Genomic DNA, 25236 nt, shown 5'->3' on the forward strand with positions numbered 1-25236 from the left:
GCAAGAAGTGTTATTCCATCTGTATCGTCTTCTTTTCTTGCAACATTAAGAAGCATGCCTAAGAGATATCTACGTGCGTAGCTTATAGTAGAACCAACCGCTTGTGTGTTATTTTTGCTTCCTGTAGCATCAATGGGAAATGTTCCTTGTGTTGATATTTCATTGCCCGATATATGCTTTAAAGTCATTTCTACAGTTATGTCATTTGAACTCTGGTCTTTGATACGAGAGAACAAGGCAAAGTGATGTTTTGAAAGAGGTTCTTTAATAGCATCAATATATTTATCAAGCGTTGTATAGAGGCTTTTAGTATGTGTATTAATGGCGTTTTGTTCGATATCTTTGTATTCCATTTGCATAGCAGAAAGATCACGGACAAAGTTTTGGCGCTCTTGTCGTTCTATCTCCTTTTCTCGCAATTCGAGAAGGCTCTTGAGACGGTCCAGATCAACATCATTTTCTAGAGCTCTTTCTAAAATAAGTTCCATAGCTGTAGGTTTAACTTCACAATCGTTTGTTTTGTTTACTTCTGTTAAGTTAGTGTTTTGTTCATTCATTTTTCTTTCCTCCATCGCGCGCAATTCCCCCGTGGCGTGAATCACGCATGTGTTAAAAGTTGGTTTGGTTGTTAGAGTTTGGATTTTATAGGCTGTATGATGTCTTCAGAAATTATGGTATCTACATAAGGCTCGTCTTTATACCCAGAGATAGTGATACAAAGTTCACCTAGATTGTGAGTATTTCTCACAACTAACTGTGCACACAAGGTAGGTTTAATTTCATATTTATACATGATTTATTTTTTCTCGTTTGTTGTGATACGGCTTTCTCCGCAGATCTCTGAATCTCCGTAAATTTTTGCGTCGCCATAAACTCTTGCATTGGGATAAACAATTGCATTTCCGTAAATCTGTGCGTTTTCAAAAATGCGACCACCACCATATACTCGAGCGTTATTACAAATTTTTGCATTGTCATAAATTTTTGAACCCCAAGTAACACAAGCATTATCATAGACCCAGCAATTGCCATCATGAGAGAGATTGCTTTCATTTTCTATAAAGCCCCCAAGGTCGCCAGCCTTAACATCATCAAAATCTCTTAAAGCACGAATGCGGTACAATGTATGGCAACTTACAATATCGGTGGTTTCATCAGTAAGTTCGTATTTCTTTTCCATGATTTTCGTTCCTATCTTAAGGTAGCGTCACTTCCATAAAATGCTGTTTTGCCGGCTACTATGGCATTACCGCCAACTTTTGCTTTATTATAAACTTCGGCATCTTCATAAACCTTGGCGTTTTCATAGACATATGCATTTTCATAAACCCACGCCTCATCACCAACCCAACAATTTTCATCATGGCTAAGATTTCTTTCAGTCTCTACAAAGCCACCAAGATCACCTTTTTTAATATCTCCGAAATTCTTTAATGCGCGGATACGGTGAAGTATTATTTTACCAACTTTAATTGTCTCATCAGTCAGTTCATATTTCTTTTTTATCATAATAACCTCCTCTTAATGCATGCTTTGTCTTTTAAGCTCTTGAGACAGCAGCCCCATACCTTTTGTGGTGATTTTTGCGCAAGGAATGACCTTTTCTATTCCACTTGCGGTTTGAAGTGTGATAGTTGGACAATCCATAAGTTTCTTTTGAATTTTGTCTTGATAAGGAAGCAAATTTCCACCTGCTGCACGTCTGTAAACCCAACCTTTTTGCTGTAAGAATTGAATGAATTGTTTTGGTTGCATCTCGAGTATTTTAGCGGCTTCTGTAAGACCAAAAAGCCCGTTGTGACGTTGCAAACTTTCAAGAGCCATGGCTTTTGGTGTTAAATCTTCAATGATGGTGTCTTTTTGATCTATTTGACCTTGTAGGTAATTCAAAAAGCCAATCATAGCCTTTGGACTTGAATAGTCGATTTGTGGTGTTACAGCTTGCTTTTCCAACTCTTGCCAACGATCAATTATTTTTGCTCGTAAGGCAGTGCTGTAACCAGATACGAGAATTAAGCATTCACGTTTGGGGAGGTTATAACAAGGGCGGCTTTCACCTTTGCCATCAAGATAATAACCACTAAAATCACCCCCCCCAAATTTGGGGGCGTTAAGTTCTTCAAGCATTTTCTTGATATCACGCATAACATGGTCATGTCTTTTACCGCATAACTCTGCAATTTCACGACTAGACATCGTTTGAACTGTTGTGTTTTGAAAATTGCTTTCAGATGTTGTGATAAAATTATGCATGCTTTACTCCATTCATCGTGACAACATTTTCATTGTGCTTAATTTGCTACCTTAGATGTTTTAAGAAATCTTCTAATGTTTCAGGATTTGAATAATCAATTTTTGAATTTGCTTTTTTTTCGCATTTCAGAAAATATTCACGCACTTGTTTACCTTTGAGACCAGGTTCACAAATGGCAATGTGTTTTGCTGTGTCTAAAGTGAGAGCATAATCTTTAAAAGGATTTCCACGTGAGGAGTTTGATAATTCTTTAGTAGAAAGTACAAAGTCTACATCTTCTCTAAAGCTAAGTTCTTTAATACAGTTTGTTATCCACTTTCTAAACTCGGTTTTTACCTCTAAAAAGGTATATAAATCACGAGCGCTAATAGTTTGAACCTTTTGATGCTGAATAATATTGTATTGAGTAGCAAGAAGCTTTTCCATTACAGACCTCATATTGGTGGGATTAAAGGGGGCGCTTTTTAAATGCGCCCTTTAGAAGATTTAAATCACATCACAAAGACGTAATTTATTTTGCTCTTCATAGGTCCCGTAGACCTCATCATTATATTTTTCGTCTGCGATCTCGTCTAAAAGTCTATTGTAAACATCACTTTCGCGTACAAAGTAATGAACCTCACTATCCTCATGGAGATGTTCAATATTTGCTTCTACATATGCGTCTGCAATCTCTTCAGAGATATCTTCACAATTATTCTCAGAAGGATTTATACGAAAGATTTGGATTGCATCATCTACCTCAGCAACAATGCTTAGAATTTGGCTTGCATCAAGTGGTCCAGACTCTGCAATGTTTTGATTATCATCGTAGGAAACTAATAAAATTTCATTGGAATTAATAAGAATTGGCTTATCCATAATTTTTCCTCCCTAACGCCTCTTGGCGATTGTTTGTGTCAATGTAATTTAATCTACACCAGATCGGCTTTTGCTTCTTCGTGATATGTTGTTATAGAGGAGTATACCGTAAAGGATTATTATAGTCAAGTCATTTTATACTAAAATGGTTTTTTTATAAATGAACTTTAATATTTATTACGAATCGGTTTGGGTATTGTAGCGTTCAGTGTAGAGGCATGATACTTCCTAGTATCCCGTAAAAAAATAAATCAGTTAGCTGTATTTGAAATTTATATGCAGGAAAAATTGAGGCAGTGTGCAGACAGAGCCAATCGATGGGTGGATAACGCCGTAGTTTTTTATAAAAACTGCGGACGAACAAAAAAACCCCGCTTCAGCGGGGCATACATAGGTTGTTAGAATATCTTATAAATATTTTTTTGCTGTTTCTCTTATTCTGTCTGCAAAATCATAAATATTATCTAGCGTTTCAATACCGACTTTTTCATCAATATCAGTATCGAAAAGGGCTAGTTGCTTACGTTTTCTGTTAAAGTGCAGTCGAACCAACGGCTTTCTGTTATTATTGTCAATTAAAATGGCGCAGTACGACTTTGCATCTCTGATAACAATACGGTCGGCAGAAATAACTTCACGCGCAATTGCCTTGACAATCATGAAGCCTTCAACTTCCTCTTCGGTCGTTATTATGGCATGTTCATTACCAATAGATGTAGCAATATTATCTTGCTTGTCGGTTTCAGTTGTTGTTTGTAAAGCGCTAGAAAGCCGACTTTTTACCGCATCAGATATTACTTCGCGAAACGCATTTTTAGTAACACCTGTGAGCATTTCTAAGACATTAGCAGTCAGGCGCCCTTCATAAACATCCGCACAAGCAACACGAACAAAACCTTCGGACGGATTTTCTATTTCTTTTTGGATGTTTTGTTTTATTCCAGATACATATTTGAGCTGCTCGGCTGTCACCAATATATTTTCAATATTAAATGCTGAGCGTTCAAACTTTTTAAGCTCTGTAAGTACCACAGTATTGTATTCTATTACATCAAAAGTAAGGAATGGCCTATTATCGAGCTTGTTTGCAGCATCAAGATCTGTGTAAAAATGAAAAAATCGACCATTTGTCAAAATCGCGAATTTAGCATTCGTTACACTAAAGTATCGATATAATTGACTTAAATGCTTTGAACTCAATTCGCAAGATATCGGTTTGCACTCAAAAAGAATACGTATCTCACCGTCTATACGGATAGCATAGTCAACTTTTTCACCTTTTTTACCAACGGCATCAGCAGTAAACTCGGGAATGACTTCAAGTGGATCGAAAATATCATACCCAAGTGCGCGCAGAAACGGTAAAACGACCGCTGTTTTGACCGCTTCTTCAGTTAACATAGTATCTGAATGATTTTTGACTTTATCAGCTATTATTTTTAAGCTCTCGTCTACTGTCCCCATTCCCGCTTCTCCTTTGTTTTCAGGGTTTTCTTAAAATCCAAAGAACTTTCCCAACTACACGAATCTCCTCTCCATCAGTTGCCCCATTTATTTTGATAGGTTCTTGATGATTGGGTTCAGTACTTTCAGGCCATAGTTCAAATCCACTAATAGTTTGACGTGTACGTTTAGCTGTACGCTCAATCATTTGACCATTGAATCGGCTGCGTTCAACTATCACGAGATCGTTAGGTTCCACATTAATGCCGGCTTTTATTATGTCTACGCAAATAAGTTGATCACCATCACGAGCAATTTTGTTAAGGCAATTGCCCTGGATTTTTAAAGCAAATTGAAAGTGAGCTGGGTATTTCGAGGTGCTGGGTACATATTCTATGTCATCAAATCCAAAATCCATATCTTCGACCGACATCCACGAGCTAGCAGCAACTTTTCCTATCACCGGTATCATTCCAATAGTATTAGATATGGGATGTATTTCCTCGTTTTCTGGGAAAAGAAGATTAAACGGCTTTACACCAAGATGTGGTGCTAACTTTTCCGCCCACTCTTTGGTTAATTTTCGCTCACCTTTTTCAAGCCGTTTTATTTGAGGTTGCGTGGTACCAGCTTTTTCAGCCAATTTCACCTGTGTGAGTCCCAAATCTTTCCTCAATTTTTTAATTATATGCATGCTCTAAACCTTACACCAAGACTGCTTATTTAACAAAGTCCATAAAGGTATTTTTTATTGACTAAAACAGTCCCTTATGGTATTTATTTGAATTATGGAAAAATTGAAATCATATCTCACACGAAATAAACTATCTCAAGCCGAATTTGGGAAGCAAGTTGGCGTAGCACAGAGTACAATTAACAGGTATTTACGCGGCTTGCGGTTTCCTGAGCCTAAAATTGTCTTAAAGATTGAAAAGACAACCAATGGTATTGTTCGTCCCGTTGACTGGTATGTCGATTTATACCCACGCCCCTCTCTTGAAGAGGTAGGCGTGCCACTTACTACAGACAACAACAAACACCCACAGCATAATTCACAGGCTTAAAGAAGAAAGATCATGAGAAACGGAATATTGAAGAAGATCTACACCCAGTTTTGTAGATTAATAGGTTGTAATACGAAAATGAAGAATGGAGATAAATTTGTGAAAGAATTTGTACGGATACCGGATCGTGATTGTAGCATAGAAGATCTTGTGAAACGACACGAAACTCACACAACAATTCTTAAAAAACGAGAAGAATGGCATAAGTTAAAATTTGATAGTTGGATGAGATGGCATGAAGCCACTCTTGCAGAGCGAGATAAGTTAATTGAACAACAGCAAGTAGTACTTGAAAACCTATTCTCTTTAATTAAGCAAAAAAATAAGACACTGTATGAACAAAGATTAAAGTTGGCTTCACAAATGGAGCTAATTAATAAATTAAATAATAAAATCATTTGCTTAATTAACAAAAAAGAAGAACCAAGATTGATCGATTTTACTTTTGCAGGAGAAGTTTTTTAACTTGCGTCATTTGAGCCAAAAATCAAGATTGTTTAATTAACAATGAATCATTGCGAGGTTCCTTTTTCACAAACATTTTTGCAAGACAGGCAATCACAACGCGCTCTGTCACAACAGCACCCTTCACACTCTTAAAGAAGAAAGATCAGAGATGATAGATGTCCCACATATCACTATAAGTAAGGTCAAGTTGATTAATCTTGTTAATAAGATTGGACGTGAAGATATATATTATGGTGTTCGCTCGCCTAATCAGACATGTGAAAGTTGCATAGATCCCTCATCAACAGGTTATCTTGTCTATATACTGCAAAATATTTTTGCGCGTGATGATAAAAATTATTTTCCGTTATTGCCATACGATGATTTTAATCAATGGTTTTCATCTGCCTTTACGCAAGCTTTTACAACTTGGTTTGATAATTATTTTTCTCAAGATTTGTCATCTTTTCATCGCCTAAATGAGCTACTTTTGTTTACAGCTTTAGTCGAAAGTAATCTTGGCTTCTTAAGGGATGACCTCATCAAAAAAAGAGAAGAAGAAATCAAATTAATAAATGATGCGTGTAGTGTGCGTCTGAATTGAGTTAATCCACTTTTTTAAAGTCTATGAGGTCGGTTTGTGTTGTTACAGTCATTTTTGTTTCTGGTTGCAGTGGGGATGTATGGGTAATGATTAAAGTAACTTGGTCTTTTATATCTTCTTCACGTGCTGCTACAAAAATAAGGATTTTTGAAGGTTTGCCTTCTGAGGGAGCTACAGAAATATTAACATCGATTTCTGGTCCCGTTCGAAAATTCTTTGCTTTATCACAGAAGCCAGGGAATACTCGCGATTCTGCAACCGCGTCAGGATTAACATATGGTGATTGTATTTGCCAAGTTTTTTGCCTAGGTTTGTATATGATGCCATATCCAAGAATAAAGCGAGAACTATCTTTTAGCTTTATATTTAAAATATGGACGACAGTTTGTGCATTATTTTCTACCTTTAAGAAAAGAAGCGTCCACTTGTCCTTTGTTGGAAGATGCGGTCCAGTTGCATATATGGAAAGTGGCGGTCCTAAATCCTGTACTCTTTTGTTATCTAACAAAATTTTAATATGTTCTTCTGACCATTTTGCAATATCTTTTGTTGATTTTGCTTGCTCTTCAAGAGCTGCAGTTTGTTTTTCGCTTTCTGCAAATTTCTTGATTACCCATTTCTTATCTTGTGCTCGTTTTTTTGCGGCTTCTTTACGGTCTTTGCATCTTAAAATAAGCGCTACTGAAAGTGATCCGATAAATGACAGGAAACCCGTAAGAAATATCTTTATCCATTCTTGCATCTTTCCCCACCCCACTTTTTTAGAATCTTTGGCAGGATACTTTTTCACAAACATTTTTGCAAGACAGGCAATCACAACACGTTCTGTCATAGCACACATATAAATACGTAGAGCCTTAAGGGGGGATTATGATCACTAATGCACAAACCATTCTCTGTCTTGATCTAGGCACTAAGACTGGCTGGGCGCTTCGTGAAGCAGATGGTTTTATCACAAGTGATACAGAACATTTTCAATCACGCCGTTTTGAAGGCGGTGGCATGCGTTACTTGCGCTTTAAGAAATGGCTTACTGAACTAAAGAGGTCTGTTGATGAAATTGATGCAGTGTATTTTGAAGAGGTCCGCCGGCATGTGGGTACAGACGCTTCTCATGTTTATGGGGGCTTTCTAGCAACATTAACGGCGTGGTGTGAACATCATCAGATACCGTATGAAGGCATTCCCGTTGGTACCATTAAGAAAGCAATGACAGGCAAAGGAAATGCCTCAAAAGCAGAAATGATTAAGGCAATGCGTGCAAAAGGTCACGCGCCTTGTGACGACAACGAAGCAGATGCTTTGGCAATTTTATATTTAATGAAAGAAGGGGATGCGCATGTCTAATGGTATGCCATGGATAAGATTCCATTTGTATGACTGGATAAGTGGTACAGATGGAATGACGTTAGAGCAAAGGGGCGCTTATATGACGCTTCTCGTTCGCATGTACGATAAAAAAGCACCAATTAAAGAAGATTTTGAAACGCTTGCACGTGCTTGCAATTGTTCGCAGAAAAAATTTGCAACTCTTGTCGAATACTTAATGAGGAATGATAAACTTGTTGAGACAGATAATGGATTGTGGAATACACGCGTTGAAGAAGAGCTGAACGATTTTGCTGATAAAAAAGAGCACATATCGCAAGTTCGTAGTGAGGCTGGTAAAAAAGGTGCAAAAGCAAAAAATAATATAAAACAACATATTAATAATTTTGCTGAAGCAAATGATAAGCAAAACGTTTTTTTTGCTGAAGCAAACGACAAGCAAAATCTAGCTATAAAGAACCAGAATAAGAATAATATATATAAAAAAAATAAAACTATCGTTTTATCAAAAAAAGAAATTGATTTTGAAGATTTAGAAATCACTGATTTGGTTCAAGAGCCAATCGAGGTTGCTGCTGTTGAGACCACATCAGAGCAAAACGAAACGATAGCAGATAACCAATCTCCCATTCACGAGCAGACAAGCGTTCCGAAAAAAGCTAAGCGGTCAAAAGCTAATCGGGGCTGTCGATTACCGGATGATTTCGAACCCGATTACGATTTTGCAATTGAAGCGGGTTTGCCTTCAGAGCGTGTGAAAGTCGAAATTGCAAAGTTTCGAGATTACTGGCGTTCAAAAGCCGGAGCAAATGCAACCAAAATCGATTGGCAAGCAACATGGCGTAACTGGGTACGCAAGGCTGTTGATGATTTAGAAAAAACAAAAAACACGAACAACAATGGTGGAAACAATGGAAATTACACTCAAAAGCAAAAAAGCATTGGGGAGCGTATCGCAGACAGTCTCCTTGATATCGGAAATCGAGGGTATTTTGAAACACATTCATGCGATGATACCTCCGAGCGGTCCGTTTGTTTTGAAGGATGGCAGCCAATTAACGAAACAGCAGGAATCGATTGCTTTAGAGGCTGGTGATCAATTGCAAGAGCTCTTCGCCGTGAAAGCAGGTAAAGAGGATATAGCAAAAGCTATTCGCATGCTGTCGTGTGGTTTGAAAATAGCACAACAATCAGACCATGAGGGAATGGCGTTGACCTATGGAATGGTTTTGGAAAATGTCTCTGCATGGTCATTGATGACAGTGGTCAAACGGATTTTATGTGATGAAATAAATTGTTTATCCGATACGTTTTTTCCGAGCACACGAGAACTTGTCAGGTTGTGTCGAGATTTAGAAAACGATCTTTTGAGAAAAGCCAATTTTGTACGCAATGCTGTTTTGAGATTCCGTGAAAAGGAGTTGAAAGAACAAGCAGAGAAAGAGCATTCAACGCCTATAACGCTTGTTCACAAGCAAGAGCTTGAAGAAACTTTAAATGGCATTGGTGGGATAATGAAACGCTTTGGTCCACAGCAAACTAGTGAAAAGTGCTGATCATTTTACGATTAGACATGCATTTAAATCGACAAAAAGGTACCGTAAAAAGCGATTTAAAGATTTTATGATGAAAACACATCTGTAATATAAAACGCTCTGTACGGTCAAATTTGAGGTAAATTAACCTATTGGTAAAATTATGGACTAAAAACATGAAAATATTAAAAGACCTGTTCTTAAAAAAGCGTAAACAACCAATGCAAAAAGAGTTTGTTGCAACAGCTGTTGGTTATGTTCCTTGGGGAGATGGAGCAGCAGAGTATTTTTACAACCTCTATGAATATGAAGACGGTACAAGAGAGTGTGAAAAGTTTGATGGTGGTCAGTATTACAAAACACCTAAGAATGCGGATTTCAGTACCAAAGCGCAAGTAAAAGCATGGGTTTACGGTGGGAATATTCCGAAAAGCGTTCTCAATTACGAACCTCTTATAGACGAGATCAATAGAGAGATTAAAAAGTTATCGGAAGTTGCTTGACAATATGGCAACATTATGTCTATTGTCGAATCAGGTGCCTAGAAAACACCTTAAAACAACTAGCGGATTGGTTGCCGAAATAACTGATCTTCCGCAATTTAAAAGCTTTGACTCATTGTGTGCTACACGCATATAATAATTTTGTCGGGTGTGGTTATGCCATAAAATACCCTTTTTGGGAAAAGCATAACGACGGGCTAGTTGCCGTGTTTTCTAGCGCCCGGCATTCTCTTTGGATGTCAATAGAAAACCTTAACAACTAGGAGTTCATAATGAACACTCTAATTAAAATATCAGAACAAGCTGTTGGACAAGAAATTATTCAAACCGTTAATGCACGTGAATTACATGTGTTTTTGGAAGTAAAACGAGACTTTTCTAATTGGATTAAAGATCGTATTAACAAATACAGTTTTCTAAAAAATCAGGATTATATAGTTTTCGCCAATTTTGGCGAAAACCTCCAAGGTGGTCGTCCAAGTACAGAATATCACCTCACTCTAGACATGGCAAAAGAGCTTTCCATGGTTGAACGCAATGAGAAAGGACGTCAAGCACGCCGTTATTTTATTGAATGTGAAAAGAAACTAAGAAACCAATCTGTTGATTGTGACCGTGATACACGCTTTGATTTTCCAAAAGATTGGGATAAAATGTCTCCAACTAAAAAGGCTGTTTATATTTATGGTCCTCTCCACATGCATCTTGTTAAAGCCTTTACGTTGATAGAAGAAAGCAAGCAGTATAAAACACTCATTGAAGAAGCAAAACAGGTTTTAGAAAAATCTGTTAAAGCTGCTTAGTTTTTTAATATAACTCTCTTTCCTTGCTTTTTAGAGGAAGGAGAGGTCAACGCATTGAACGAAGCATAGCATCACGTAAAATGGCGTTAATCCGCGTCTGGTAGCCTTTTCCTTGACTCTTAAGCCATGCTAATACGTCTGAATCCACACGCACTGTTGTGACAGTTTTCTTTGGTTTATAGAATGGATTGCGCACTGCATTTTTCCAGAATGCATCATCTAGTGGTGGAATATCACTATGATCAATTGTGCTATCCGGCATTACAGCCAGTTTTTTAATTTCAACTCTTTGTTTATCTGTCAAAGGTGATAAGTTACCTACATCAATTTCATAACGAACTTTCTTCTTCATAATGTTTTCTCTCTTTCAAATTAGCACGCCGTGCTAAAATAATACGGATTACCTCTATGCCATCTTTATCATCATAAACAGTATGCGCTACGAGTAGCAATAAAAAACCATCCACAAGCCCTAAAGTCTGCCAACGATATTCTCCGTTTTCAATACGGTCTTGTTTAACCATAGCGAATGGGTCGGTAAAAACACGTGCAGCTATTTCAAAACTTACAGGGTGCTTTCTAAGATTACTTTTCGCTTTAGCTTCATCCCATTCAAATCTTATTTTCATGTCTTATGTTAATACATTTATGTATGTATATCAAGAGTTTTAAATACAAGACTGAAGTATCTATATAACACATCTTTTTTATGAATAATTTATCAAATAAAATTATAAAGTAATTCTTTAAAAAACTGTTATTAATTAACTGAAATAATTGAAAAAATAATAAAATTATGCTAAGATTTTTTTACATATTTAAATACAAATTTAAGGTAACTAAAATATGCTAAATAAAGTGATGTTAATCGGACGCCTCGGTGCTGATCCCGAAAGCAAAACAATGAATTCTGGAGCTGAAATAGTCAATTTTAGTATAGCAACTTCTGAAAGCTATACAGATAAAAAAACAATCAAAAAGTAGAGAAAACTGAATGGCACTCCATTGTGGTTTTTAATCCACATTTAGCAAAAATTGCTCTTCAGTATCTCAGTAAAGGTTCAAAGGTTTACATAGAAGGCAAATTACAAACACGCAAATGGCAAGATAAAAATGGGCATGACCGTTACACAACAGAGATTATCTTACCACAATTCAAAGGCGAGTTGTATTTGCTTGATGCCAAAAAAGAGCAATCGGCATTCCCTTCACCCATTACTTCTCAAAATTATGCTATCGCTTCAGGTGCTACTGATCATGGCACATCTCTTAACGATAGCATGCCATTCTGATTGAAAAAATATGGCTAAAAGAAAAAAACATGCAAAACGTGGACGTCCTCGTATTAATGGATGTCTCAGAGAACCCAATGGTCGTATCTCGCGAGCAAAAATACCGCGTGAACCGATTGATAAATTGGCAATTGAAATGCGTGCCAAGCGATTTGGTTTGACCATAGAAGATGCTAAAAATCCGCTTTCCGCTACCTATATCGGACGGCTTTATCTGCAAGGTGTGATTAATCAAGATCAGTATGATGCTGCACAAAAATATCTTGAAGTGAGAAATAATTACCTCTGTGCAAAAGCCTTACCAAATGCAATTTATGATGACTTTACTCCATCTTTAAATGAAGAGGCAAAAAAACAATGGATTGAAAAAACTACTCATTACTATGAAGCAATGAAAGAGGTGCTAAAAGAAGCACAATGCCTTTATAGACAGCATAATCTTTATGCCGCACTACAATACATTGTTGTAGAAGAGCAATCGTTACCATATCTTGTTAATTCACTGTGTGTCGTTCTTAATGCGCTTCATAAGCATTTTACACAAAACCGCTAAATTCAAGCAGCATTTTGAATATTAATAGAGATCTCTTTTCCAAGAGCAATGAGAGTAGATTCTAAGGCATCTAATTTGGTTGCGTGGTTTAAATCCAACAATCGGTCAATTTGTATTGGATGAAGTTTTAAAAGACGTACGAGATCAGCTTTGCGTAAGTTTTTTTCAATCATAGCGTTATGTATTGCAATTTTTAAAGTCACCAATGAAGATACTTCAACAAAAGGATAGGCAATATCACGATGTCCAAAGGGAATAAATTCACGATCTTGGAAACGCCCCATAATGACTGTTAAAAGTGCATTTTTAGCCTGTTCCAAAGCTTCTTTTTCATCGTTACCATAGGTAATAAATTCCTGAAAGTCTTTAGAGACGACTAGAAGAGTATCATTGTCATCTTTGATAAATTTGATTGCATATTTCATTTACACCTCCATATTCAGGCTTATTTTAGGTCAAGATCTTTAAGAATCTTCTGGACTAATCCTGTTCCTAATTCTTTTCGCGTACCATGCATAGGTAAAACGGACTTTTTAGAACCACGCTTTACAAGCAAATGCCCTCCCTTCCCTGAGGTAAAACTGCAACCATGCTTTGTAAGATATCTTTTCAATTCTTGACTATTCATTATAATAATATAACATCTAAAATGTTTCAATACAACATAAATGTTGTATTGAAGGAAAATAAAGAACATCTTTTAAAACACCATATTTAGGTAAAAAAATAAAAAAAATACAAGATCATGATTTTTTTGTTGACATAGTGTAAAAAATCGTATTTAATGACAGCATGGCAGTAGTTGTATTGCGTCTAAAATTCAAAAATATCCCCAAAAATTCAGCAAAATGTTAACTTGAAGCGTGGCTAGAAAGCCCTGTTTTCTTGCTAATTCTGGCTAATTAATTTTTCACAAAATAAAAATCAATATTTGACTAATTATGTCATTAATTATGACTCAAAAGGAGCAATGATGAAAGCAATCATCACCAAGCCAATGTGTGTTGTTGGCGATAATAAAAGCACTGTTCGTTTTGAAACTTCAACTCCCAATAATCCATTTGTGGAGATTTCCAATCAAGTCTACGCACGTCTCAAGCGTGCAAATGCTGCTAAACCTTTTGTTGATGTTAAAACAAAAATAAAACCTGACAAGGTAGTTGAACAAATTAAGCAGATAGAACAAGAAGCCGTACAAACATCAACTGAATCAGCAGCTGAGGAAATTCCACTCGAACAACCCAAAACACCTAAAACTTCCAAGCCATCAACACCTACCCCAAAAAAGGCTTAAAAGTTGAAGTTAATCATCCACCAAAAATGGTATCTTCAACAGGCAAAAGATACCTTCACAAGCCTTCAAGCCCCTCGCCTTAATTGGGCTTTGCGTAATGCTCTAAACACTGCAGCAAAACAAGTTGAACGCTTTACTGAAAAGCAAGTTGCTGACATCTCATCAGCCCAAATAAAGGGTATAAGAAAAGGTGTTTATATTAAAGAAAAGGCGACAGCAAAGTTTCTTGAGACAGATATCATTGGTTCTGGAACACCAATACCTCTTAAATTTTTTAAAGCAAAAGAAACAAAACACGGCGTGGCTTACACACTATTTGGAAAGAAAGAAATCTTGCCTCATGGTTTTATTAAGGGTGGGAGTTTTCCAAAGCGCGTTGATTTGAAAATGGGAGGGAATGTGTTTCAAAGAGATGACGGAGATCAATTCCCCATTGCAAAACAAGAAGGACCTTCAATTGCTAAAGTGATGTCCAAGCCAGAGATTGCAAGTGCTATTGTAAAAGAAGCCAATGAAAGACTAATCAAAAACATACAGAGACAACTTAAACGTCAAGAATACGCCGCTAATAAGAAAGGATAGATCATGTTCTCACGCTTTATCTATATGTTCCATATCCTTATGGGCTTAGGCATTACCTATTCTTATTGCAATATTAAAAACAGATTATCACTTATGCTTTGTTTTTTCCATAAAAAAATCAATAAAATCAATGAAAAAGGTACTTCCCAGCGGGTTGGCTTCGTTGCGGGGCAGGCGAGCGCGAACTATCGCTAGCGACAGAATTTTCAAATCAACTGTACATTGTACGCACAACACATTGATAAATAACGAATTTAATGTGCACTAATATACACCTTGTACAATAGTGGATTATTTTTTAGAAAAAAGTTTTTACCACTTGACAATATAGCAACAATATGAATACCTGAATCAGGTGCCTGAAAACACCTTAGAAACTACAAGCGGATTGATTGCCGAAATAATCAATCTTCTGGGTATTTAAAGACTTTGACTCATTATGTGCTACATGCATATAATGACCTTGTCGGGTGTGGTTACACTATACAATACCCTCACGGGAAAAGTGTAACGACGGACTTGTAGCCGTGTTTTCAGCGCCCGGCACTCTTTACTGAGTGTCAATTGAAAACCTCTAACTACAAGGAGTTCTCATGAACACTCTTATTCCAATATTGGAACAAACGATTGATCAAGAAACTGTTCAAACGGTAAACGCACGTGACTTGCATGCGTTTTTAGAAGTAAAAACCAGCTTTAAAGACTGGATTATCAGACGTATTCAAGACTGTAAATTTAAAGAAGGGTATGACTTTTGCTCTTTTTTGAGCGAAAGTTCAGGTGGGCGTCCTTCTAAAGAATACCATATCACCTTAGATATGGCTAAACACCTTTCCATGATCGAACGTAATGATAAAGGACATGAAGCACGTCAATACTTTATCAAATGTGAACGGCTTTTGAAACAAGTAGCAACACCACAAGTTGACTACTCCAAACCGGAAGCATTGCTTGGTGTTTTGAATCACTTACAAAGCCAAATTGAGCAGAAAGACCATGTTATTGCAGAATTAGCACCAAAAGCAGAAGCACTTGAAGGCTTAAAGCGTTCTGAGGGGGCTATGTGTGGCATCTTATTGTTTTTTATTCACGAGTGGTTGTTCAAGGAGCTTTTTGAGATCTTCTGAATTCATTGCCAGTAGGTGATTTAATGTAACGGTAGTGCGGACAGAACCTTCTAAACGAGCAAGAATTTCACCCGTAAGGCTACGATGATTTGCTTCAGCAAGCTCTTCCAATTGATTTTTCAGTTCAATTGGAATGAGAAATTTAAATTGCACACGATCTTTTTTTGTCATGCACCTAAAATATACCTAAAATACACTTGACACAAGGTACCTTTATGGTACTAAATATGTGCATATGGAGGTAAAATGAAAACGATCCAATATAAAATAAATATGCCACATACATTAAAGGAGTGGTTGTTTAATCGGGCGACTGAGAATGATCGCTCTCTTTCATCTGAAATAATTAACATTCTCAAAAAAGAAAAAGCGCTAGAGCATAAGTCCGCAAAAACTCTCTCTAACGCTTTAACATCTAACTAACCTGAAAGAGGTCAATTACAGTGAATAATAGCACATACTTACCTATCAATAAAGACAAATTAATCAAATTACGAGAAGTCGAAAACGAGCCTCGTATTCGCGATGTGGACTTAGCAGAAAAATTAGGGTTTGTTCGTACACGTGACGTTAGAAAATTAATTACAAGAAATATGCAAGAAATAGAACGGTTTGGGAGGTGCGCCACTGTGGCGCACGTAATAAAGGGCAATAACGTAACAGAATATTGGCTTAACGAAGAGCAGGCGTTATTGATTGCGACATTATCGAATACAGAAAAATCTTCTCAAGTCCGTTATATGCTTATTAAGTTATTTGTTGCATGGCGTAGGGGCGAGATAAAGCAATCCTATGTTCAATCGATCGACTACTCCAGTCCAGCAGTAATGCTTGGTGTCTTAACGCATTTAAAAGATGAAAACGAGCGGAAAGACAATATCATTGCTAAATTAGAACCAAAAGCAGAGGCTTTGGAAGGTTTAAAACGCTCTGATGGGTTGTTTGGTCTTATCGAAGCAGCAAAGATGTTGGAGGTACGACCAAAGGATTTAACGGATTACTTGCGTAAACATGATTGGGTCTATCGACGGGCTCCAGGGGCGCCTCTGTTACCTTATCAGGACAAAATAAAGAAAGGATTCATGGATTGTCCCGCTATTACAATTCAAAGACCGGATGGTACAGAAAAGGTCCTGCCTTCAACAAAAATTACATCTAGAGGATTAGCTTGTTTAAGAGAACAAATCCATGGAGGTGTGCAATGAATAGCAGTGTCGACTTCTTATGCGATTTGTGGATGGCATTGTCTCAGTTTTCCAATCATCGAAGCATTGGAGATGAAAATTGTAATGCCATAGTTGAAGTTATGGAATTAATAGAAAAGGTTTTGATTTTAAAACTTCAAGATGAGATGCCAAGTATGTTTAAAATCTTAACAGTTCTAACAGATTTTGGCGATTCAGAACTGCCGCATAGCATGGATTCTTTGTTACGCGCTTATGAACCAAATTTCGAGAACCCCATTAAAAAGGTTGCTTAAGTAAAACACATCTCCTCTCCCCGTTCTTAAAATGGGGAGGTGATCTAAAGATCAAGTTGTGAATGAGAGCCTAGACGCACTAAAATCAATCGGTCTTGACCAATCAAGCGATAAATCAACACTAAGTCAGGTCGAATATGGCAATCTCGATAATTGCTCCAATTCCCAGTCAATGCATGATCATGATATCGAGGTTCTAAAGGTTGATCATTTGCTAATGCTGCAATGATTTGGTGCAAATCAGTATCTAAAAGATGCCGATACCGTCCTTTCATTTCACGCTTGAAATCACGTTTGAAAATGGTGGTACGTTCAATCGTCCGCATAGAGATCATCAAATAATTCGTCTACGGAATGAAACTTTTTTAAGTTGCCTTCATCAAGCTCAGCAAAAGCCGCTATGGTTTCTGCATTGGGTTGAAACAAAAAAGAAGGAATAGCTTTATCTTGCGCAATACGTGTCATCAACACTCTCACGACATCACTTACTGACAAACCAGAGGCTTGAATAACTTGATTAGCGACATTTTGAATTTCTTCCGGTACACGCGCTTGAACCATGCGACTGGTAGCCATAATGACTTCTCCTCTCTCAACTGTATTTCAATGTAATACAATTGAAGTTTAATTTCAACTGTAAAGCATTATTTTTAGAGTGGGGAGGTGGTTATCTTAACAACCACTTGCTTTTTTAAGACTTCACCCACGTTTACGGCGCTCTTCTGTTACAGACTTAAAAAAAGAGGCTGGTAAAACGCCTTTAGCTGGCTTTAAACGTGCAAGCTCCTCACCTGTCAATGGTGGAGAATCCACTGCTTCCCAATCTTCTTTTGTGCAGACGCACCTTATCTCAAAGTTTTTTTTGAAAACCAATAATCCTTATGTGACTTGAAGTGTATCCGTTCGCATACCGGAATATAGACCCAATTATACCGGATCGTCAATTATTCATAATTGGGGGAAAAATCAGGGCAAGGAGCCACTATGAATAAGAAAACGCGTAAAGGTTTATCGCTTCGTGCATTTGCCAAAAAGATGCGTGTTTCTCCTAATGCAGTGGTTTCTCGATTTAAGACAGGGAAGTTTGATAAGGCTCTTTTTGAAGATGGTTCTGTTAATGAAGCGCTTGCAACAGCTATCTGGAATGAGAATCCAACAAAACGCCCTGCTCCATTTTTAGCTCCGGATGGTCAACCGCGAACAAAGATCAAACAAACCTCTACAGAGGGCGCTAATGAATACAAGATTAAACTGGAGCGAATGCAAGTTGCCCTTGAAAGCGAGAAGATTGCTCTTGAACGCTTACGCGAAACAACCGTTGATCGTGAAGAAGTCAAGAGAGCAGCGCGTGAGTTTGGAAGAGCACACCGTGACACTATGTTGAATTTTCCTCATCGATTTGGTGCAAGCATTGCTGTACAGGTTGGATGTGATGCTGCAAGCCTAATCGGTGCCATTGATTATTACATGCGAAAGGCTTTGCTTGAAGCTGTTCATATTCCAGTTCCTTATCATGATCCTCAACCTCCAGAATGAGAGAGTTTTGGGGCGAGCAAAGAATGAATAATGGATGAGAATGCTGTTACAGAATTTTTCGCCTATGCCAATGATGCAAGACAACCGGCCCCACCATACACGGTTTCCCAATGGGCGGACAAGAATAGATACCTTAGCACCGTAGCAAGTGCTGAACCTGGATTGTGGAGAACAAAGCGGACCCCCTATTTGCGTGAAATCATGGATAATCTTTCCTCTCGCAAACCGATTGAAACAACCATTGTCATGAAAGGAGCGCAGGTTAGCATGTCAGAGGCAGGATTGAACTTCTGCGGTTATGCTATTCATTATAGTCCAGGACCTGCTCTTTATGTCATGCCGACCGTTGAGACAGCCAAAAAGCTTTCAAAGACGCGGCTTGATCCCATGATTATGGCAAGTCCAGTTTTAAGTGAACGCATAGCCCCAGCACGAGCACGTGACAGCGGAAATACCATGTTTTCGAAAGAGTTTGATGGTGGGGCATTGATGCTTACAGGAGCCAACAGTGCTGCTGGTTTGCGTTCCATGCCTATTCGTTATCTGATTTTAGATGAGGTGGATGCCTATCCTCTCAGTGTCGATAACGAAGGTGATCCAGTGATGATTGCGGAAAAGCGCACATCAACCTTTGTACAACGAAAGATCTTTAAATTGTCCACTCCTACCCACCGTGACACAAGCCGTATTGCCAAGGATTTTGTACTAGGAGACCAGCGATATTACAACGTGCCTTGTGATGCATGTGGTACACTCCAGCCGATTGTTTGGTCACAAATCAAATGGCCGAAAGGGGTTCCTGAAAAAGCTGTTTTTGTTTGTGCCCATTGTGGTCATGAACATGCCGAGCACCGAAAAACAGATCTCATGTGTGAAGAAAGAGGCGCATGCTGGGTCCCAACCAGTGAATCAAGCAGACCCAATTTGCGCTCTTATCATATTTCGGCACTCTATTCACCTTGGCTTACATGGGGAGAATGTGCAAGAGAGTTTTTAAATGCCAAAGATGATCCAGCTCTTCTACAGCCTTTTGTCAATACAGTGCTTGGAGAGCCATGGGAGGATAGAACAGGCGAAGTTGTTGATCCAGACAGCCTTTATGCAAAACGCGAAGAGTATCCCCTTGCACCAGAACAAGCCGTCGTGTTGACAGCAGGCATTGATGTGCAAAATGATCGTTTAGAGCTTGAAGTGGTGGGATGGGGGCGTAGTGAAGAAAGTTGGCATATTGATTATCAAGTGATCCTTGGTGATCCCTCTTCTTTTGAAGTGTGGGACCAATTGGATGAATATCTTGCAAAACGCTGGCCACATCCAGGCTATAAAGAAGGGATTAGGATAACAGCGGCTTGTATTGATACCGGTGGTGGACATACACAGGCAGTTTATAATTATGTACGCCCGCGTGAGGGGCGGCGCATCTGGGGTATTAAAGGACAGGCGGGATGGCGTGCGGTATGGCCACGCCGACCAAGCAGAAACAATAAAGGACAGATTAATCTTTATATTGTTGGGGTTGATGCCGCAAAAGATATCATTACAGCACGATTTAAAAAATCGGGTCCTGAAGCAACGGGGGCTGGTGCAACACACTTTCACAAAAGCCTTGACCTGGAATATTTTGACCAGCTAACCGCTGAAAGAAAAGTCATCAAATATTTTAAAGGCTTCAAGCGTATTGAATGGCAAAAAAGTGAAAAGGCAAGAAACGAAGCCTTGGACTGTAGGGTCTATGCTTATGCTGCTTTACAAGGTCTGATTTCGGCAGGAATAAACCTTAATCGAGAAGTCGATATCTTAGAAGAGCGTTTGGAAAAACTTAAAATTGAAAGTTCTGTAGAGCAACCAACATCTGGGATTTCTTCATTCACTTCTCCAAGAAGATCTCAGATAGCACAACCTCAAAGGAAACAATCCAGAACAGTGATGAATCCTTATATGCGAGGGGATTGGAGGTGATTTGTGGATGAAACTTTAGGACCATTTAACAGCAAAATTAACAGACTGGAAAGTTTAAAAAGGCGGCGTGAACAAATTGAAGAGGCTCTTTATTCGGGTGCGCAATCAGTGCGTCACGGCGATAAGCAAGTCAGCAACCGCTCTGTTGAGGAACTGCGCAGAGCTCTTGAAATGATCAATACGCAAATAGCGGACCTTGAAGGGCGTAAAGGTTCACGCGTGTTCTATTTTAATATCTCACGAGGCTATTAATGGCTGGCTTTATCAATAAACTTACGGGCTTTTTTACAATTTCTCGTCAACACAATCCCCATTTTGAAGCGGCAAGCAAAAGCCGTCGCATGGGTGGTTTTGATCCCGCAAAAAAACATATCAATAAAGCGATTGAAGAATGCGGTGATACCATTGTTGCCCGTTCAAGATGGCTTTATGACAATGAAGCTCTTTACGGTTCTGCGACTGAAGAATGGGTCTCTGCGGCTGTCAGTGATGGGATTAAACCTTATCCTCGCATTGAAGGTTTTCAAGAAGAAAAGAAAAAGCTTTTAGACTTATGGTGGCAATGGGCTGATGAAGCAGACTACGACGAAGATGCCAGCTTTTATGGGCTGCAAGCAACCATTGCACGAGAGGTCTTTTTAACCGGCGAATGCTTTGTAAGATTGCATTATGTTGACCTTTATGGGCGCTCTGGTGTGCCGCTTCAATTACAAGTTTATCCTACTGAAATGCTGGATCTCACCTATAATGGACCTGCTGAAATTGAAGGCAATTACATTCGTATGGGAATTGAATTCGATGCCAGTGGTAAGCGCGTTGCTTATCATTTCTGGGAACATCATCCCTATGATGATTGTCCTGCAAACAGAGCCTTTAAGAGCCAAGAGCGCGTGCGCGTCCCTGCTGAAATGGTTCTTCATATAAAAGAACGCCGGATTGCCGGACAATTGCGCGGTTCTCCCAAAATAACGCGCTGTATGACAAAGATCTTTCAACTCGAATCCTATGATGATGCAGAACTTGATCGAAAAAGGACGGCGGCTCTTTTCGCGGCGTTTGTCAAGGACAATTCCCCAAACGTCGCAAAATTATCCGATAATCGTGATAAAAACGACGTTGAAGAAGAATACGAAGCACCTGCCATTGCACCCAGTGCCTCTCTTTATTTAGGAGAGAATAAAGAGGTTACATTCTCTAACCCTGTTGAGGTTGGAGGTTCTTATGAGGCTTTCCAATTTCGCAATATTTCAAAAATTTGCTCGGCTCTCAATATGCCTTATGCCGTTGTGACTGGAGACGTTACGCGCGGTAATTTTTCCAATGTGCGAACCTCTATCATTCAGTTTAGACGGCATGTCAAACAATGGCGTGAACATATCATTGCCTTTCAGTTTAACCGCATTGTTTGGGAACGTTTTGTTGAAATGGCAGTACTTTCTGGACGCGTTCACTTACCCGGATGGGAAGAAAATTCCTTGCCATGGCTTCAATGTGAAAGCTTTGCGCCCCCGCTTGAAATGATTGATCCAAACAAGGATATCACGGCGGAAAAAGAAGAAATTCGTGCTGGCTTGAAAACACGACGCATGGCGCTTGCCGAGCGCGGCTTTGATATCGACAGCATTCATGCCGAACTGCAAGAAGAGCACACAGACGCTCGTGCGCGCGGCTTATCTTTTGACACGGATATGGCAGCGCCTTCTGGTGAAAATCAAGCGATTGATGATGAAGATTCAGAGACTTCTGAGAGTTATGAAAGTAACCAAGGTAGTGAGGCACATAAAAATGATGAATAATCTTGATATGCCGTTCTTGGCATCACGGCTTTTTGGGGTTCCACACATGCTTGCCTCCACAAAGCTTGACATTATCCTTAATGCTCTTGCTCCACGCCTTTTTGCAGGCGAAAAGTTTGCCCCTAAAGCTTTTGCGCAAGAAAATACAGCAGCTTTCAGACCCCCTGAAACTTACGTGGTGCAAAACAATATTGCTATAATACCCGTTCATGGCACGCTTGTACGCCGCGGTGCATGGCTTGGAGCTTTATCGGGATTGACTTCTTATGAAGGGTTAAGAGCTTCCTTTCGTGAAGCCATGGCACAGCCTGATGTTCATGCCGTCTTACTTGATATTGATAGTGGTGGGGGAGAAGCCGGTGGCATCTTTGATTTGGTTGAAGAGTTTCAAACCCTTTCAAAACAATACAATAAACCCATTTGGGCGCATGCCAATGAATTTGCTTGCTCGGCGGCTTATGCCATTGCTTGTGCGGCTTCTCAAATCTGGATTGCACGCACCGGTGTTGTAGGCTCCATTGGGGTTGTTTGCGCCCATCTTGACCAATCCCGTGCAGATGAGAAATACGGGCATAAATGGACCTTTGTCTTTGAAGGTGATCACAAAACGCATGGCAATTCTCACGAACCCTTGAGCGATACAGCACAAATAAAAATGCAAGCCGATTGCGCCCTGCTCTACGAAATGTTTGTCGATTGGGTTGCAAAAAACAGACCTCTGAGTGCGGACGCAATTCGTGACACAAAAGCAGAAACTTTTATAGGCACCCAAGCTTTAGAGCTTGGATTAGCAGATGCGCAGGGCACCCTTGCGCAAGCTTTGGAAGCCTTAACGGATTCCATATCACAAAACCCAACATCAACAAAAGAAGGAAAAAACACATGGCACGCACACAATACCGCGCCCAAGAAGAGGATGACGAAAAGATCGTCGACATCATCAATGACGAGGAAGAGGACGAAGACGATAGTGACATCGACAAAAACGCCGAAGACTTCGACGATGAAGAAGAAAACGAAGACGAAGATGAGGATGAAGATAAACAAGCAAGCATAAAAGCTGCTCTTGAAAAGGAAAGAAAACGTGGAAAGGCACTAACAACCCTTGAAAGGCAAGCAAAGCACTTAGGCGTTTCTTTTGACGCAGCAAAAGCTATTCAAAACGGTATGAGTGTTGAGAAAGCACGCCAGTGTGTGTTGACGGCTGCTAGCTCTCAAAGCGCGTCTTTAAAAGTCTCGCCTTATACCCCTCACAGTGATGGAACGAGCAAGGCAAAAATTCATACAAAATGGGAAACAGCTTGGAGGGCAATAAAATGAATAATATTATTTATGAAGACGTACGCAATGGCGCTTATCTTGGACCCTACGATACGGATATGTCAAACGAAGAAGTGGTTTTTGCATCAGGAGCCTTCATTGAAGCAGGAACTGTCATGGGGAAAATTACAGCATCAGAAAAATATGCCCCCCTTAATCCAGCAGCATCAGATGGCAGCCAAATCCCTGCTGGAATTTCTTTTGCCACTGTTGATGCCTCTCAAGACGATCAACGTGCCGTAATGACAGCACGCTTATGCACTGTAAAAGCTTCTGAATTGCTATGGCCAGATGCCATTACAGATGAACAAAAAAGTGCTGCCATTCAGTTTCTCGAAGACCATAACAATATTTTATTGCGATAGGAGAATGCGCACATGGATATGAATTTTTTTAAACACGACGCTTTCTCTGCCACCACCATGATGAAAGCGATTGAAAACTATGAGTTTCAACCGGGACTTATTAGTTCTCTTGATCTTTTTGAGGAAGTGGAAACAAGCACCACAGTGGTTGGTATTGAAAGACGTGACAATACATTGTCCTTGATTCAAACCAGTGAACGTGGCGCACCTTTGGCAGAAGGTGATAGAGATGGGCGTAATCTTCGGTTTTTCAAAACAACACGGATTGCCAAAAGTGACACGGTGAAATCAGAGGAAATCCAGAACCGGCGTGAATTTGGGACAGAAGATCAACTCGAGACGGCAATGAAATATATTGCCAGAAAACAAAAGAAACTGATTTCTGAAATCGAATTGACATGGGAAAACATGCAACTTGGCGCTGTTCAAGGGGTGGTTCTTGATGCCGATGGTTCAGTGATTGTTGATTGGTACAAGGAATGGGAAATCGCACCACCAAAGCCGATTGACTTTAAATTAAATAATGAAACAACCAATGTTGCTGATCATGTTGATCAAGTCATTATGAAAATGATTGAAGCTTCAAAGGGAGCATTCACTGATCGTTCACGCATTATTGGGCTTTGTGGAAATGAATTTTTCTCCAAATTGAAAAACCATAAAACAATTCGTGAGACTTATCTCAACACAGCTCTTGCACAAACGTTGAATAGCGCTGGAGGAGTTGCAACACCAAGTTCGATTGGCTCTGGGAGCTTTGGCAGTTTTGACTTTGCGGGTGTGACTTTCATTAATTACCGGAGTATTCATAACTATAATGTGAGTGCGAAGGCTGGAACAAAGCGCGCCATAGGCATTAAGCCTGATGAATGTCAATTCTTGCCTGCCAATGCACCGGAAGTGTTTCAAAAAACCTTTTCTCCTGGAGAAAGCTTGGATTTTGCCAACACGGTTGGAAAACCGCTCTACACTATGTTGATCGTTGATAACGACCGTAATGCATGGGTAAAGCCGGAGGTATACAGCTATCCGCTTTATATTTGCACGCGTCCTGAAATGCTCTTTAAAGCGGTCAGTGAAGGAAAATAA

The 25236-nt window shown here is 39.2% G+C and carries 37 protein-coding genes and 2 pseudogenes; 23 read left to right on the top strand and 16 right to left on the bottom strand.

Going from position 1 to position 25236, the window contains the following annotated elements; genetic code table 11:
* The 8 genes from ACFIMW_RS07425 to ACFIMW_RS07460 all read right to left on the bottom strand — a co-directional run.
* Positions 1-557 (bottom strand): ERF family protein (locus tag ACFIMW_RS07425; RefSeq protein WP_375608652.1); only part of this gene is annotated, 557 nt, incomplete at its 3' end.
* A 239-nt stretch (positions 558-796) separates the two neighbouring features.
* Positions 797-1180 (bottom strand): hypothetical protein, encoded by a 384-nt coding sequence (locus ACFIMW_RS07430; RefSeq protein WP_375608653.1) that lies wholly within the window; start codon positions 1178-1180, stop codon positions 797-799.
* An 11-nt stretch (positions 1181-1191) separates the two neighbouring features.
* Positions 1192-1509: a hypothetical protein gene (locus ACFIMW_RS07435; RefSeq protein ID WP_375608654.1), complete on the bottom strand. Its 318-nt coding sequence runs from the start codon at positions 1507-1509 to the stop codon at positions 1192-1194.
* A gap of 12 nt (positions 1510-1521) precedes the next feature.
* The gene (locus ACFIMW_RS07440; protein WP_375608655.1) at positions 1522-2253 is read right to left on the bottom strand and encodes a Rha family transcriptional regulator; all 732 of its coding nucleotides are present in this window, start codon (positions 2251-2253) and stop codon (positions 1522-1524) included.
* A 46-nt stretch (positions 2254-2299) separates the two neighbouring features.
* Positions 2300-2680 carry an antA/AntB antirepressor family protein gene (locus ACFIMW_RS07445; protein WP_375608656.1) on the bottom strand — a complete coding sequence of 127 codons (381 nt, stop codon included), beginning with the start codon at positions 2678-2680 and terminating at the stop codon, positions 2300-2302.
* Positions 2681-2740: 60 nt separating this feature from the next.
* Positions 2741-3115, bottom strand: coding sequence for a hypothetical protein (locus ACFIMW_RS07450; RefSeq protein ID WP_375608657.1), 375 nt, complete (start codon positions 3113-3115; stop codon positions 2741-2743).
* Between the two features lie 408 nt (positions 3116-3523).
* Positions 3524-4579 (bottom strand): type I restriction endonuclease, encoded by a 1056-nt coding sequence (locus ACFIMW_RS07455; RefSeq protein WP_126603683.1) that lies wholly within the window; start codon positions 4577-4579, stop codon positions 3524-3526.
* A 19-nt stretch (positions 4580-4598) separates the two neighbouring features.
* Positions 4599-5252, bottom strand: a complete 654-nt coding sequence (locus ACFIMW_RS07460) for a LexA family protein (RefSeq protein WP_375608658.1) — start codon at positions 5250-5252, stop codon at positions 4599-4601.
* A gap of 94 nt (positions 5253-5346) precedes the next feature.
* On the opposite strand from ACFIMW_RS07460, the gene ACFIMW_RS07465 reads away from it, so the two are divergent.
* The 3 genes from ACFIMW_RS07465 (at position 5347) to ACFIMW_RS07475 (ending at position 6673) form a co-directional block, all read left to right on the top strand.
* Positions 5347-5622: a helix-turn-helix domain-containing protein gene (locus ACFIMW_RS07465; protein WP_375608659.1), complete on the top strand. Its 276-nt coding sequence runs from the start codon at positions 5347-5349 to the stop codon at positions 5620-5622.
* Positions 5623-5634: 12 nt separating this feature from the next.
* On the top strand, positions 5635-6087 hold the full coding sequence (locus ACFIMW_RS07470) for a hypothetical protein (protein WP_375608660.1): 453 nt from the start codon (positions 5635-5637) through the stop codon (positions 6085-6087).
* A 151-nt stretch (positions 6088-6238) separates the two neighbouring features.
* Positions 6239-6673 carry a hypothetical protein gene (locus tag ACFIMW_RS07475; RefSeq protein ID WP_375608661.1) on the top strand — a complete coding sequence of 145 codons (435 nt, stop codon included), beginning with the start codon at positions 6239-6241 and terminating at the stop codon, positions 6671-6673.
* A gap of 1 nt (position 6674) precedes the next feature.
* On the opposite strand, the gene ACFIMW_RS07480 is transcribed toward ACFIMW_RS07475, so the two are convergent.
* A complete protein-coding gene (locus ACFIMW_RS07480; RefSeq protein WP_375608662.1) occupies positions 6675-7514 on the bottom strand; it encodes a hypothetical protein in 840 nt (279 codons plus the stop codon).
* Between the two features lie 29 nt (positions 7515-7543).
* On the opposite strand from ACFIMW_RS07480, the gene ACFIMW_RS07485 reads away from it, so the two are divergent.
* The 5 genes from ACFIMW_RS07485 to ACFIMW_RS07505 all read left to right on the top strand — a co-directional run bounded on the left by ACFIMW_RS07485 (position 7544) and on the right by ACFIMW_RS07505 (position 10843).
* A complete protein-coding gene (locus ACFIMW_RS07485; protein ID WP_375608663.1) occupies positions 7544-8020 on the top strand; it encodes a crossover junction endodeoxyribonuclease RuvC in 477 nt (158 codons plus the stop codon).
* Positions 8013-9098: a YdaU family protein gene (locus tag ACFIMW_RS07490; RefSeq protein WP_375608664.1), complete on the top strand. Its 1086-nt coding sequence runs from the start codon at positions 8013-8015 to the stop codon at positions 9096-9098. The genes ACFIMW_RS07485 and ACFIMW_RS07490 overlap by 8 nt, the downstream gene beginning before the upstream one ends.
* Complete coding sequence (locus ACFIMW_RS07495) at positions 9040-9558, top strand: hypothetical protein (protein ID WP_375608665.1); 519 nt, start codon at positions 9040-9042, stop codon at positions 9556-9558. Before ACFIMW_RS07490 ends, ACFIMW_RS07495 begins: the two co-directional genes overlap by 59 nt.
* A 155-nt stretch (positions 9559-9713) precedes the next feature.
* On the top strand, positions 9714-10040 hold the full coding sequence (locus ACFIMW_RS07500; RefSeq protein WP_375608666.1) for a hypothetical protein: 327 nt from the start codon (positions 9714-9716) through the stop codon (positions 10038-10040).
* Between the two features lie 272 nt (positions 10041-10312).
* Positions 10313-10843: an antA/AntB antirepressor family protein gene (locus ACFIMW_RS07505; protein WP_375608667.1), complete on the top strand. Its 531-nt coding sequence runs from the start codon at positions 10313-10315 to the stop codon at positions 10841-10843.
* 46 nt (positions 10844-10889) lie between these two features.
* On the opposite strand, the gene ACFIMW_RS07510 is transcribed toward ACFIMW_RS07505, so the two are convergent.
* Entirely contained in the window at positions 10890-11195 is a 306-nt protein-coding gene (locus ACFIMW_RS07510) for a BrnA antitoxin family protein (RefSeq protein WP_375608668.1), read from the bottom strand.
* Positions 11173-11472, bottom strand: a complete 300-nt coding sequence (locus ACFIMW_RS07515; protein ID WP_375608669.1) for a BrnT family toxin — start codon at positions 11470-11472, stop codon at positions 11173-11175. Before ACFIMW_RS07515 ends, ACFIMW_RS07510 begins: the two co-directional genes overlap by 23 nt.
* 217 nt (positions 11473-11689) lie before the next feature.
* Here ACFIMW_RS07515 and ssb point away from each other — a divergent pair.
* Positions 11690-12135 (top strand): annotated as a pseudogene (ssb, locus tag ACFIMW_RS07520) (single-stranded DNA-binding protein).
* Between the two features lie 10 nt (positions 12136-12145).
* Entirely contained in the window at positions 12146-12688 is a 543-nt protein-coding gene (locus tag ACFIMW_RS07525; RefSeq protein WP_375607164.1) for a hypothetical protein, read from the top strand.
* A gap of 2 nt (positions 12689-12690) precedes the next feature.
* On the opposite strand, the gene ACFIMW_RS07530 is transcribed toward ACFIMW_RS07525, so the two are convergent.
* Both ACFIMW_RS07530 and ACFIMW_RS07535 read right to left on the bottom strand, forming a co-directional pair.
* Positions 12691-13113 carry a type II toxin-antitoxin system HicB family antitoxin gene (locus tag ACFIMW_RS07530; protein ID WP_375607163.1) on the bottom strand — a complete coding sequence of 141 codons (423 nt, stop codon included), beginning with the start codon at positions 13111-13113 and terminating at the stop codon, positions 12691-12693.
* A 20-nt stretch (positions 13114-13133) separates the two neighbouring features.
* A complete protein-coding gene (locus tag ACFIMW_RS07535; protein WP_019220217.1) occupies positions 13134-13316 on the bottom strand; it encodes a type II toxin-antitoxin system HicA family toxin in 183 nt (60 codons plus the stop codon).
* A 345-nt stretch (positions 13317-13661) separates the two neighbouring features.
* Between ACFIMW_RS07535 and ACFIMW_RS07540 the strand changes: the two genes are divergently transcribed.
* The 3 genes and pseudogenes from ACFIMW_RS07540 to ACFIMW_RS07550 all read left to right on the top strand — a co-directional run.
* Positions 13662-13982, top strand: coding sequence for a hypothetical protein (locus ACFIMW_RS07540; protein ID WP_375607176.1), 321 nt, complete (start codon positions 13662-13664; stop codon positions 13980-13982).
* A 3-nt stretch (positions 13983-13985) separates the two neighbouring features.
* A complete protein-coding gene (locus tag ACFIMW_RS07545) occupies positions 13986-14564 on the top strand; it encodes a hypothetical protein (protein WP_375608670.1) in 579 nt (192 codons plus the stop codon).
* A gap of 593 nt (positions 14565-15157) precedes the next feature.
* Positions 15158-15622 (top strand): annotated as a pseudogene (locus ACFIMW_RS07550) (antA/AntB antirepressor family protein); the annotation flags it as partial.
* Between the two features lie 15 nt (positions 15623-15637).
* Here the strand turns inward: ACFIMW_RS07550 and ACFIMW_RS07555 are convergent.
* Positions 15638-15862, bottom strand: a complete 225-nt coding sequence (locus ACFIMW_RS07555) for an Arc family DNA-binding protein (RefSeq protein WP_375608671.1) — start codon at positions 15860-15862, stop codon at positions 15638-15640.
* Between the two features lie 75 nt (positions 15863-15937).
* On the opposite strand from ACFIMW_RS07555, the gene ACFIMW_RS07560 reads away from it, so the two are divergent.
* The 3 genes from ACFIMW_RS07560 to ACFIMW_RS07570 are packed head-to-tail and all read left to right on the top strand — an operon-like array spanning position 15938 to position 17171.
* Positions 15938-16114: an Arc family DNA-binding protein gene (locus ACFIMW_RS07560; RefSeq protein ID WP_375608672.1), complete on the top strand. Its 177-nt coding sequence runs from the start codon at positions 15938-15940 to the stop codon at positions 16112-16114.
* A gap of 20 nt (positions 16115-16134) precedes the next feature.
* Positions 16135-16896, top strand: coding sequence for a phage antirepressor KilAC domain-containing protein (locus tag ACFIMW_RS07565; protein WP_375608673.1), 762 nt, complete (start codon positions 16135-16137; stop codon positions 16894-16896).
* Positions 16893-17171, top strand: a complete 279-nt coding sequence (locus ACFIMW_RS07570; protein WP_375608674.1) for a hypothetical protein — start codon at positions 16893-16895, stop codon at positions 17169-17171. The genes ACFIMW_RS07565 and ACFIMW_RS07570 overlap by 4 nt, the downstream gene beginning before the upstream one ends.
* A 44-nt stretch (positions 17172-17215) precedes the next feature.
* Here the strand turns inward: ACFIMW_RS07570 and ACFIMW_RS07575 are convergent, their stop codons facing one another.
* Complete coding sequence (locus ACFIMW_RS07575; RefSeq protein ID WP_375608675.1) at positions 17216-17497, bottom strand: type II toxin-antitoxin system YafQ family toxin; 282 nt, start codon at positions 17495-17497, stop codon at positions 17216-17218.
* The gene (locus tag ACFIMW_RS07580) at positions 17484-17747 is read right to left on the bottom strand and encodes a type II toxin-antitoxin system RelB/DinJ family antitoxin (protein WP_100129267.1); all 264 of its coding nucleotides are present in this window, start codon (positions 17745-17747) and stop codon (positions 17484-17486) included. Before ACFIMW_RS07580 ends, ACFIMW_RS07575 begins: the two co-directional genes overlap by 14 nt.
* A gap of 408 nt (positions 17748-18155) precedes the next feature.
* On the opposite strand from ACFIMW_RS07580, the gene ACFIMW_RS07585 reads away from it, so the two are divergent.
* The 7 genes from ACFIMW_RS07585 to ACFIMW_RS07615 all read left to right on the top strand — a co-directional run bounded on the left by ACFIMW_RS07585 (position 18156) and on the right by ACFIMW_RS07615 (position 25236).
* Positions 18156-18707 (top strand): hypothetical protein, encoded by a 552-nt coding sequence (locus ACFIMW_RS07585; RefSeq protein WP_375608676.1) that lies wholly within the window; start codon positions 18156-18158, stop codon positions 18705-18707.
* Positions 18708-18737: 30 nt separating this feature from the next.
* On the top strand, positions 18738-20666 hold the full coding sequence (locus ACFIMW_RS07590) for a phage terminase large subunit family protein (RefSeq protein ID WP_375608677.1): 1929 nt from the start codon (positions 18738-18740) through the stop codon (positions 20664-20666).
* A 3-nt stretch (positions 20667-20669) separates the two neighbouring features.
* Positions 20670-20918 carry a phage head-tail joining protein gene (locus tag ACFIMW_RS07595; RefSeq protein ID WP_375607156.1) on the top strand — a complete coding sequence of 83 codons (249 nt, stop codon included), beginning with the start codon at positions 20670-20672 and terminating at the stop codon, positions 20916-20918.
* Positions 20918-22462: a phage portal protein gene (locus tag ACFIMW_RS07600; protein WP_375608678.1), complete on the top strand. Its 1545-nt coding sequence runs from the start codon at positions 20918-20920 to the stop codon at positions 22460-22462. The genes ACFIMW_RS07595 and ACFIMW_RS07600 overlap by 1 nt, the downstream gene beginning before the upstream one ends.
* The gene (locus ACFIMW_RS07605) at positions 22452-23519 is read left to right on the top strand and encodes a S49 family peptidase (RefSeq protein WP_375608679.1); all 1068 of its coding nucleotides are present in this window, start codon (positions 22452-22454) and stop codon (positions 23517-23519) included. Before ACFIMW_RS07600 ends, ACFIMW_RS07605 begins: the two co-directional genes overlap by 11 nt.
* A gap of 259 nt (positions 23520-23778) precedes the next feature.
* Positions 23779-24147, top strand: coding sequence for a head decoration protein (locus tag ACFIMW_RS07610; RefSeq protein ID WP_375608680.1), 369 nt, complete (start codon positions 23779-23781; stop codon positions 24145-24147).
* A 12-nt stretch (positions 24148-24159) separates the two neighbouring features.
* The gene (locus ACFIMW_RS07615) at positions 24160-25236 is read left to right on the top strand and encodes a major capsid protein (protein WP_375608681.1); all 1077 of its coding nucleotides are present in this window, start codon (positions 24160-24162) and stop codon (positions 25234-25236) included.

Source organism: Bartonella sp. AC329YNZD (assembly GCF_042196685.1).
Lineage (GTDB): Bacteria > Pseudomonadota > Alphaproteobacteria > Rhizobiales > Rhizobiaceae > Bartonella.

Excerpts from the sequence above, each read along its gene's own strand:
- ACFIMW_RS07430 (WP_375608653.1), bottom strand. The coding sequence starts at position 1,180 with ATGGAAAAGAAATACGAACTTACTGATGAAACCACCGATATTGTAAGT.
- ACFIMW_RS07435 (WP_375608654.1), bottom strand. The coding sequence starts at position 1,509 with ATGATAAAAAAGAAATATGAACTGACTGATGAGACAATTAAAGTTGGT.
- ACFIMW_RS07440 (WP_375608655.1), bottom strand. The coding sequence starts at position 2,253 with ATGCATAATTTTATCACAACATCTGAAAGCAATTTTCAAAACACAACA.
- ACFIMW_RS07445 (WP_375608656.1), bottom strand. The coding sequence starts at position 2,680 with ATGGAAAAGCTTCTTGCTACTCAATACAATATTATTCAGCATCAAAAG.
- ACFIMW_RS07450 (WP_375608657.1), bottom strand. The coding sequence starts at position 3,115 with ATGGATAAGCCAATTCTTATTAATTCCAATGAAATTTTATTAGTTTCC.
- ACFIMW_RS07455 (WP_126603683.1), bottom strand. The coding sequence starts at position 4,579 with ATGGGGACAGTAGACGAGAGCTTAAAAATAATAGCTGATAAAGTCAAA.
- ACFIMW_RS07460 (WP_375608658.1), bottom strand. The coding sequence starts at position 5,252 with ATGCATATAATTAAAAAATTGAGGAAAGATTTGGGACTCACACAGGTG.
- ACFIMW_RS07465 (WP_375608659.1), top strand. The coding sequence starts at position 5,347 with ATGGAAAAATTGAAATCATATCTCACACGAAATAAACTATCTCAAGCC.
- ACFIMW_RS07470 (WP_375608660.1), top strand. The coding sequence starts at position 5,635 with ATGAGAAACGGAATATTGAAGAAGATCTACACCCAGTTTTGTAGATTA.
- ACFIMW_RS07475 (WP_375608661.1), top strand. The coding sequence starts at position 6,239 with ATGATAGATGTCCCACATATCACTATAAGTAAGGTCAAGTTGATTAAT.
- ACFIMW_RS07480 (WP_375608662.1), bottom strand. The coding sequence starts at position 7,514 with ATGTGTGCTATGACAGAACGTGTTGTGATTGCCTGTCTTGCAAAAATG.
- ACFIMW_RS07485 (WP_375608663.1), top strand. The coding sequence starts at position 7,544 with ATGATCACTAATGCACAAACCATTCTCTGTCTTGATCTAGGCACTAAG.
- ACFIMW_RS07490 (WP_375608664.1), top strand. The coding sequence starts at position 8,013 with ATGTCTAATGGTATGCCATGGATAAGATTCCATTTGTATGACTGGATA.
- ACFIMW_RS07500 (WP_375608666.1), top strand. The coding sequence starts at position 9,714 with ATGAAAATATTAAAAGACCTGTTCTTAAAAAAGCGTAAACAACCAATG.
- ACFIMW_RS07505 (WP_375608667.1), top strand. The coding sequence starts at position 10,313 with ATGAACACTCTAATTAAAATATCAGAACAAGCTGTTGGACAAGAAATT.
- ACFIMW_RS07510 (WP_375608668.1), bottom strand. The coding sequence starts at position 11,195 with ATGAAGAAGAAAGTTCGTTATGAAATTGATGTAGGTAACTTATCACCT.
- ACFIMW_RS07515 (WP_375608669.1), bottom strand. The coding sequence starts at position 11,472 with ATGAAAATAAGATTTGAATGGGATGAAGCTAAAGCGAAAAGTAATCTT.
- ACFIMW_RS07525 (WP_375607164.1), top strand. The coding sequence starts at position 12,146 with ATGGCTAAAAGAAAAAAACATGCAAAACGTGGACGTCCTCGTATTAAT.
- ACFIMW_RS07530 (WP_375607163.1), bottom strand. The coding sequence starts at position 13,113 with ATGAAATATGCAATCAAATTTATCAAAGATGACAATGATACTCTTCTA.
- ACFIMW_RS07535 (WP_019220217.1), bottom strand. The coding sequence starts at position 13,316 with ATGAATAGTCAAGAATTGAAAAGATATCTTACAAAGCATGGTTGCAGT.
- ACFIMW_RS07540 (WP_375607176.1), top strand. The coding sequence starts at position 13,662 with ATGAAAGCAATCATCACCAAGCCAATGTGTGTTGTTGGCGATAATAAA.
- ACFIMW_RS07555 (WP_375608671.1), bottom strand. The coding sequence starts at position 15,862 with ATGACAAAAAAAGATCGTGTGCAATTTAAATTTCTCATTCCAATTGAA.
- ACFIMW_RS07560 (WP_375608672.1), top strand. The coding sequence starts at position 15,938 with ATGAAAACGATCCAATATAAAATAAATATGCCACATACATTAAAGGAG.
- ACFIMW_RS07570 (WP_375608674.1), top strand. The coding sequence starts at position 16,893 with ATGAATAGCAGTGTCGACTTCTTATGCGATTTGTGGATGGCATTGTCT.
- ACFIMW_RS07575 (WP_375608675.1), bottom strand. The coding sequence starts at position 17,497 with ATGCGGACGATTGAACGTACCACCATTTTCAAACGTGATTTCAAGCGT.
- ACFIMW_RS07580 (WP_100129267.1), bottom strand. The coding sequence starts at position 17,747 with ATGGCTACCAGTCGCATGGTTCAAGCGCGTGTACCGGAAGAAATTCAA.
- ACFIMW_RS07585 (WP_375608676.1), top strand. The coding sequence starts at position 18,156 with ATGAATAAGAAAACGCGTAAAGGTTTATCGCTTCGTGCATTTGCCAAA.
- ACFIMW_RS07590 (WP_375608677.1), top strand. The coding sequence starts at position 18,738 with ATGGATGAGAATGCTGTTACAGAATTTTTCGCCTATGCCAATGATGCA.
- ACFIMW_RS07600 (WP_375608678.1), top strand. The coding sequence starts at position 20,918 with ATGGCTGGCTTTATCAATAAACTTACGGGCTTTTTTACAATTTCTCGT.
- ACFIMW_RS07605 (WP_375608679.1), top strand. The coding sequence starts at position 22,452 with ATGATGAATAATCTTGATATGCCGTTCTTGGCATCACGGCTTTTTGGG.
- ACFIMW_RS07610 (WP_375608680.1), top strand. The coding sequence starts at position 23,779 with ATGAATAATATTATTTATGAAGACGTACGCAATGGCGCTTATCTTGGA.
- ACFIMW_RS07615 (WP_375608681.1), top strand. The coding sequence starts at position 24,160 with ATGGATATGAATTTTTTTAAACACGACGCTTTCTCTGCCACCACCATG.